The organism is Microbispora corallina (genome assembly GCF_016863035.1).
Classification (GTDB): Bacteria; Actinomycetota; Actinomycetes; order Streptosporangiales; family Streptosporangiaceae; genus Microbispora; species Microbispora corallina.
In genome coordinates this window covers 461728-468132 of record NZ_BOOC01000001.1, presented here as the reverse complement: position 1 = coordinate 468132, position 6405 = coordinate 461728, and the positions used below count along the sequence as shown (strand labels likewise).

Annotated in this window: 7 protein-coding genes; 4 read left to right on the top strand and 3 right to left on the bottom strand. The window is 73.3% G+C overall.

The features are described 5' to 3' along the window. Positions 1-33: 33 nt before the first annotated feature. Complete coding sequence (locus Mco01_RS02180; RefSeq protein ID WP_204055183.1) at positions 34-492, bottom strand: CBU_0592 family membrane protein; 459 nt, start codon at positions 490-492, stop codon at positions 34-36. A gap of 103 nt (positions 493-595) precedes the next feature. Here Mco01_RS02180 and Mco01_RS02175 point away from each other — a divergent pair, with 103 nt between their 5' ends. Further along, the gene (locus Mco01_RS02175; RefSeq protein ID WP_036321906.1) at positions 596-1552 is read left to right on the top strand and encodes a LysR family transcriptional regulator; all 957 of its coding nucleotides are present in this window, start codon (positions 596-598) and stop codon (positions 1550-1552) included. Between the two features lie 28 nt (positions 1553-1580). Here the strand turns inward: Mco01_RS02175 and Mco01_RS02170 are convergent, their stop codons facing one another. Then, the gene (locus tag Mco01_RS02170) at positions 1581-2159 is read right to left on the bottom strand and encodes a hypothetical protein (RefSeq protein WP_204055182.1); all 579 of its coding nucleotides are present in this window, start codon (positions 2157-2159) and stop codon (positions 1581-1583) included. Between the two features lie 131 nt (positions 2160-2290). On the opposite strand from Mco01_RS02170, the gene Mco01_RS02165 reads away from it, so the two are divergent. From Mco01_RS02165 to Mco01_RS02155, 3 genes are all read left to right on the top strand, one after another. Beyond that, positions 2291-3436 carry a lipase family protein gene (locus Mco01_RS02165; protein WP_204055181.1) on the top strand — a complete coding sequence of 382 codons (1146 nt, stop codon included), beginning with the start codon at positions 2291-2293 and terminating at the stop codon, positions 3434-3436. A 115-nt stretch (positions 3437-3551) separates the two neighbouring features. Continuing rightward, positions 3552-4220: an NADPH-dependent F420 reductase gene (npdG, locus tag Mco01_RS02160; protein WP_204055180.1), complete on the top strand. Its 669-nt coding sequence runs from the start codon at positions 3552-3554 to the stop codon at positions 4218-4220. Between the two features lie 86 nt (positions 4221-4306). Next, the gene (locus Mco01_RS02155; RefSeq protein WP_204055179.1) at positions 4307-5602 is read left to right on the top strand and encodes an esterase-like activity of phytase family protein; all 1296 of its coding nucleotides are present in this window, start codon (positions 4307-4309) and stop codon (positions 5600-5602) included. A gap of 64 nt (positions 5603-5666) precedes the next feature. Here the strand turns inward: Mco01_RS02155 and Mco01_RS02150 are convergent, their stop codons facing one another. Beyond that, positions 5667-6368, bottom strand: a complete 702-nt coding sequence (locus Mco01_RS02150) for an alpha/beta hydrolase (protein ID WP_239103265.1) — start codon at positions 6366-6368, stop codon at positions 5667-5669. Between the last annotated feature and the right edge of the window lie 37 nt (positions 6369-6405).

Genomic DNA, 6405 nt, shown 5'->3' with positions numbered 1-6405 from the left:
CGTGTCCCGGGCTGACTTGCCGCCGCTCCGGGCCTATCCCCGGTCCGGGCCGGCGGTGCAGGCGAGGGCCGTCGTGTCGGCGGCGTCGCCGTGCGCGGCAACGGCGGGCCCGGGCTCCAGGGGCTTGAGGCTCATGCGCACCGTGCCGCCGTTCGCGGGCTCGGTCGCGAACGGGCCGGCGTCGAACGGTTCCGGCGTCGTGTCCCCCTCCACCCCGGCAGGCCCGGCGGCCCGGCCGGAGCGCCGCGACGCCTGCCGGGCGACCAGGCGGCTCAGCGTCACGACGCCGATGCCGCTCCACACCATGTTGAGGATCGCCGACGGCCAGGCCGCGTGGTAGGCGCTGTTGACCATGAGCGTGGCCGCCCCGGCGAAGTTGAGCACCTGGTAGGTGAGCCCGTCCCCGGACATCCTGCCGGCCGACACCATGGCGTAGCCGTACAGGAGAACGACGGCCCCGATGGTTCCGATGATCGTGACGAACGTGGACATGCGGCTACTCACCGCCGGCAGGGGAAATCATGATCCGATGATCCCGCCTGTGAGGGATGAAGGGCAAGTGAAGCTTTCTTAAGTCCAGCGTAAGCTCAGCTGTATGGAGATCGACCCCCGGCGCCTCCGGATCCTCCACGAGGTGTCCCGCAGGGGCGGCGTCATGAAGGCCGCCGAGGCGCTGCACCTGACGCCGTCCGCCGTCTCCCAGCAGCTGGCCCAGCTGGAACGGGAGGTGGGCCTCGCCCTGATCGACCGTTCCCAGCGACGGGTCACGCTGACTCCGGCCGGCCGGGTCCTCGCCGCCTACGCCGAGCGGATCGAGGAACAGCTCGTCGAGGCGAGGCACGAGCTCAACCGCTTCACCGAGCGCCTCTCCGGTCCCGTCACGATCGCGGCGTTCCCCACGGTGATCCGCCACCTGCTCGTCCCGGCCCTGCGCGAGCTGGCCGTACGGCATCCGAGGATCACGCCGGTGATCCGCGAGCTGTTCGGGCCCGGCGCGGTGACGGAGCTGAGGCTGGGCGGGGTGGACCTCGTCGTCACCGAACGGGACATGAGCCAGCCGGCCGCGTCGCTGCCGTCGATGTCCCGCCACCGGCTCTACGACGACGAGTACCGCATCGTCGCCCCGCCCGGCTGGACGTCCGTGCCGGAGACCGTGGCCGACCTGGTGGACCTGCCGTGGGTCGCCGGCGTCCCCGACCAGGCCTGCGGGCAGGCGCTCGAACGGCTGGCGCAGCTGCACGGTTTCGCGCCGCGCCGGGTGCACGTGCTCGCCGAGTTCCCGCCTGTCCTGGCGCTCGTCGCGGCCGGGCACGGCGTGGCCGTCGTGCCCTCGCTGGCCCTGCTCGACGTGCCTCCCGGGGAGGTGGCGGTCACCGCCATCCACGGCGTGGGGTCCCGCCGGATCGAGGCGCTGACCCGGGTGAGCCGTACGACCTCGGGAGAGCCCGACCCCGTCCAGGCGGTCATGATCGAGATGCTGCGCGAGGCGGCCGAGGGTGTGGCGCGGCGGGTGCGCGAGCTCAGCGGCTCCGCCGAGGCCCCGGCGACCTGACCGCCGGCACCCCGCGTCCAGCCGCGACTCAGTCGCTGACACGGGGGCCGGTGATGCGCTCGGCGAGGCGGGCGAGGCGCTCGCGCAGGCCGGGCCGTCCGATCTCCCCGGCCGCGCTGCTCACCAGGTGCTGCGCCGCGTCGAAGCTCAGCAGCGACCCCTCCGCCGGTACGGCTATCGCGTCGTGGGCCAGGGACTCCAGCTCCGGGTCGCCGCCGTCGAGGGCGAGGATGGTGGCCCCCGTACGCCGGGCGTCGTCCACCCTCTCCAGCAGCGGCGCGGGCGCCCGGCGCTCGGCGACCACGAAGAGCGTCTCCCCGCGCGCGGCGCCCCTGAGCCGGTCGACCCCGACCCGCAGATGGGCGGGTGCGTCCGGGGGCGGCGACCAGCGCACCAGCGTGGGGGTCAGCTGCGCCAGCCCCGACAGCCGGGCCTCGTCGGCCAGGTGGGCGGTCACATGCCAGGGCTCGTCGTCCGGGGCGCCGACCACGAGCAGCCCTCCGGGGGAGCGGGTGGTCCTGAGGGCCAGGCCGAGCTCACGGGTGCGTTCGAGCCATCCCGTGGAGGCGAGCGCCTCGCGGAGCAGGTTCACCGATGCGGCGTCCATGCCCGCAATGGTGCCTGACAGGGGCGGGTGAGGTCGCGGCAATCGAGTTCTTGACACATCGTTACCTCGGGGTAACGATCAGCCCACGGCGCCGTCGTTGGAAAGTGGTCCAATTGCCGGAAGGCGGCTTCATGAACCTCCGTGTTCGCGCCACCATGTCCATTGTCGGGGCGTTCCTCCTGCTCCCCGCGCTGAGCGGGCCCGTACGGGCGGTCACGGCCGGCGACGTCGTCGAGTCGACGCCGACCACGGTCTACCTCGCCCCCGGGAAGCTGCTTGAGGTGCCCGTGAACGCCTGGCACCTGCGCTACCGGTCCACCTCGGCGACCGGCGCGTCGAACATCGTCTCGGGCACGCTGCTCGTGCCCAAGTCGTCCTATTTGGGCAGGCGGCCGATCGCCGGGTACGCCGTGGGCACTCACGGGCTGGGCGACCAGTGCGCGCCGTCGGCGTCGATGGCGAACGGCACCGAGGCCGAGCTCGCGCTCATGAGCCTGATGCTGCTCAAGGGCTGGGCCGTGGCGGTGACCGACTACGAGGGGCTGGGGACGCCCGGGGAGCACACGTACATGGCGGGCGTGTCGCAGGGCCACGCCGTCCTCGACTCGATCAGGGCGGCGGCGCGCGTGCCCGAGGCGAACCTGTCCTCCGACGCCCCCGTCCTCGTCATGGGCTACTCACAGGGCGGCTCGTCGGCGGCGTGGGCGGCGCAGCTCCAGCCGTCGTACGCGCCCGAGCTGCGGCTGAGGGGCGTCGCGGCGGGCGGCGTGCCGGCCGACCTGCAGGCCGTGGCCGACCACCTCGACGGGACCGCCGACTTCGGCCTCGCCGCCGCGGCCGGCATCGGCTTCGACGCCGCCTACCCGGAGCTCCATCTGTCGAGCTACCTGACCCCGCAGGGGGCGGCGCTGTTCGCGGACGCCGCCGACGACTGCGTGGCGGACCTGCGGTCGAAGTTCGCGGGCCACCGCCTGTCCGACTACACGACGAGCGACGTCATGCACCGCCCCGACTGGCAGACGCGCCTCACGGAGAACCGCCTCGGCGCCTCGTCCCCCCGCGTGCCGATGTTCCTGTACCACGCCAAGGGCGACGAGATCATCCCGTACGCCGTGGGGAGGACGCTGCGCGACGAGTACTGCGCCCGCGGCGTGAACGTGCTGTGGACGGGCGTGCCGGCCGGCAGCCACGTGCTCGGCGCGGTGGAGGGCGGGCCGCTCGCTGTGGCCTGGCTGGCCTCGCGGCTCCTCGGCCTGCCCGCGATCGGCAACTGCTGACCCCGCGATCGGCGACCGCCGGGTACCCGCGGACCCCGTTCCGGCCTCCTCGGGACGTCCCCGCCCGGACGCCCCGGGGGCCGGACGCGGGTCGCCGGCTGGCATCATCTCTCGCATGGCTGACCACACGACTGACCTGCCCGACGTCTCGGGACTGTCCATCGGCATCCTCGGCGGCACCGGCGACCAGGGCAAGGGGCTGGCCCGGCGGTTCTCGCTGGCCGGCCACACCGTCCTGATCGGGTCGCGCAGCGAGGAACGGGCCCGCGACGCGGCGGAGAGCATCGGCGTGCGCGGCGCGGAGAACGCCGCCGTGGCGGCCGAGGCGGACATCGTGATCGTCGCGGTGCCGTGGGAGGGGCACAAGGATCTCCTGGAGTCGTTGCGCGAGCCCCTCGCCGGGAAGATCGTGGTCGACTGCGTGAACCCGCTCGGCTTCGACAAGCAGGGGGCGTACGCCCTGCCGGTGGAGGAGGGCAGCGCGGCCCAGCAGGCGGCCGCCGTCCTGACCGGCAGCCGCGTGGTCGCGGCCTTCCACCACGTGTCCGCGGTGCTGCTGCTCGACCCGTCCGTGGCGGAGATCGACCTCGACGTGCTCGTCCTCGGCGACGACCGCGAGGCCACCGGCACCGTCCAGGCGCTCGCGGCCCGCATCCCCGGCGCCCGTGGCGTGTACGCCGGACGGCTGCGCAACGCCCACCAGGTCGAGGCGATGACGGCGAACCTCATCTCGATCAACCGCCGGTACAAGGCCCACGCGGGGATCCGGGTCACCGACGTGTAGGCACCGCCGCTTCACCTGATCGTCACCGGGGAGACGCCGGCGTTCATTACCTTCAGGCGCTGTTGTCACTGTCTGAAAGGTCCCACGTGCTACGTCCCGTCTTCGCCGGCCTGGCGCTCGCCGCCGCGCTCGCCGTGTCCGTCCCCGGCACGGCCTCCGCCGCCCCCGCTCCGGGGCCGTCCGTCGTGACCGACGTGACGATCCCCGCCCCCGCCCTCAAGGCGATCCAGCCGTCCATCGCCGACGATCACGGCGTCAAGCTGGGCGGGGTCGGCAGCGGCCTGTTCCCCGGTGACAGGCCGGGCGAGTTCTGGATGGTCACCGACCGCGGCCCGAACGGCCAGCCGACGGTCGACGGCGAGAAGCGCCGGACGTTCCCGGTGCCCGACTTCGCCCCGGCCATCCTCCAGGTCTCGGTGAAGCACGGCGCGGCGAAGATCAAGAAGTACCTGCCGCTCGTCGGCGCGTCGGGCAGGCCGGTGACGGGCCTGTCTAACCAGCAGGTTCACGACGAGGCGCCGTACGCCTGGGACGGCAGGACGCTCCTGCAGTTCAACCCGAGCGGGGTCGACCTCGAGGACCTGGTCCGCACCCGCGACGGCGGCTTCTGGCTGGTGGACGAGTACAGCCCCTCGCTCGTCCACGTCTCCCGCACCGGGCGGGTGCTGGAGCGGTACGTGCCGCGCGGCCTCAAGCTGACCGGCGCCGACTACCCGGTCAGTGAGACGCTGCCCGCGATCCTGGCGAGTCGTCAGCAGAACCGCGGGTTCGAGGGCCTGGCGATCTCGTCCGACCAGCGGACGCTGTTCCTCGCCGTCCAGAGCCCCCTGGCGAACCCGGACAAGACGACCGCCAAGAAGTCGCGCATCGGGCGGATCCTCACGTTCGACCTCCGCCGGCGGGTGGTCACGGGCGAGTACGCGTACCAGTTCGAGGACGTCACGGCCTTCGACCCGAAGGTGAAGGGCGACCAGAGCGAGATGAAGATCTCCGGCCTCGCCTACGTGGGCCCCGGCCGCCTGCTGGTGGACGAGCGCACGGACAACGTGACGCGGATCTACCAGATCGACCTGACCCGGGCGGCCAACCTGCTCGGCGGCCCGTACGACGACCCGGCCACCACGCCCTCCCTTGAGGCGCTGACCGACCTGTCCAAGGTCAGGCTGCCGGCCAAGTCGCTGGTCCTGGAGCCGAACGCGCTGGTGCCGTCGCTGCCCGGCAAGATCGAGGGCCTGGCCGTCCTCGACCGCCGCACGGTCGCCGTGGCCAACGACAACGACTTCGGCCTCGGCGACTTCGACGCCGACGGCAAGCTGATCGACAGCGGCGTGCCGAGTCGCCTGGTGATCATCAGGCTCGCCACGCCCCTCGCCGGGCGCTGACCACGACAGGCCGGGACGGCCACATCGGCGTGGCCGTCCCGGCCGGGACTTCGCACCCGGGGCCTCAGGGCCGCCGTTCGTGTTCGGTGGCCGTGGCGAGCAGCCAGTCGGCGACCGCCTCCGGCGCGACGAGCTGGTGCAGGTGCTCGCCGGGTATCCGGCTGACCGGCCATCCGCGCTCCTCGGCCTCCTTGGCCTGGGCGGCGTACGCCTCGGCGAACCACAGGTAGCCGCTTCGCACGTGGTCCCAGCGGGCAGGCACGGGGATGGGCTCCAGGTAGTACGACAGCGGCAGGCGCGGCTGCTCGGCCACGACGACCTCGCGGACGCGGGGATCGGGCAGCAGCGCCGCGACGTCCTCCTCCGGCCACCAGCTCGTCCAGCGAGGGAGCACCCCCGACTCGTCGGCCAGGGAGCGCAGGAACGGCAGGAACTCCGGCTCGGCCGCCGTGACCGTCCCCTCCCGTCGCGGGGGCAGGGCGGCGTCGACGAACAGGCACGCGGTGATCTGCCCGGCCAGCGCCTGCACGACGAGCGGCACGAAGAGCCCGGCGTTGCTGTGCGCGACGACCGCGAGCTGCCCGCGCGGGGCGCCCGCCGCCACCTCGTCCACCACCCTCGGCCAGTACGGCGGAGGACCGGCGGCCACGTCGGTCAGGGGCGGCACGACGGCCGTGTGACCCCGCGCCCGCAGGGCCTCGGCCACGGGACGCCACGTCGTGGGACCGACCGACGGGCTGTGCACGAGGAGGAAGCTGACGTCCATGGCCCCCATCCTGGCCACGGCGGCCCGCCGGCGGTCG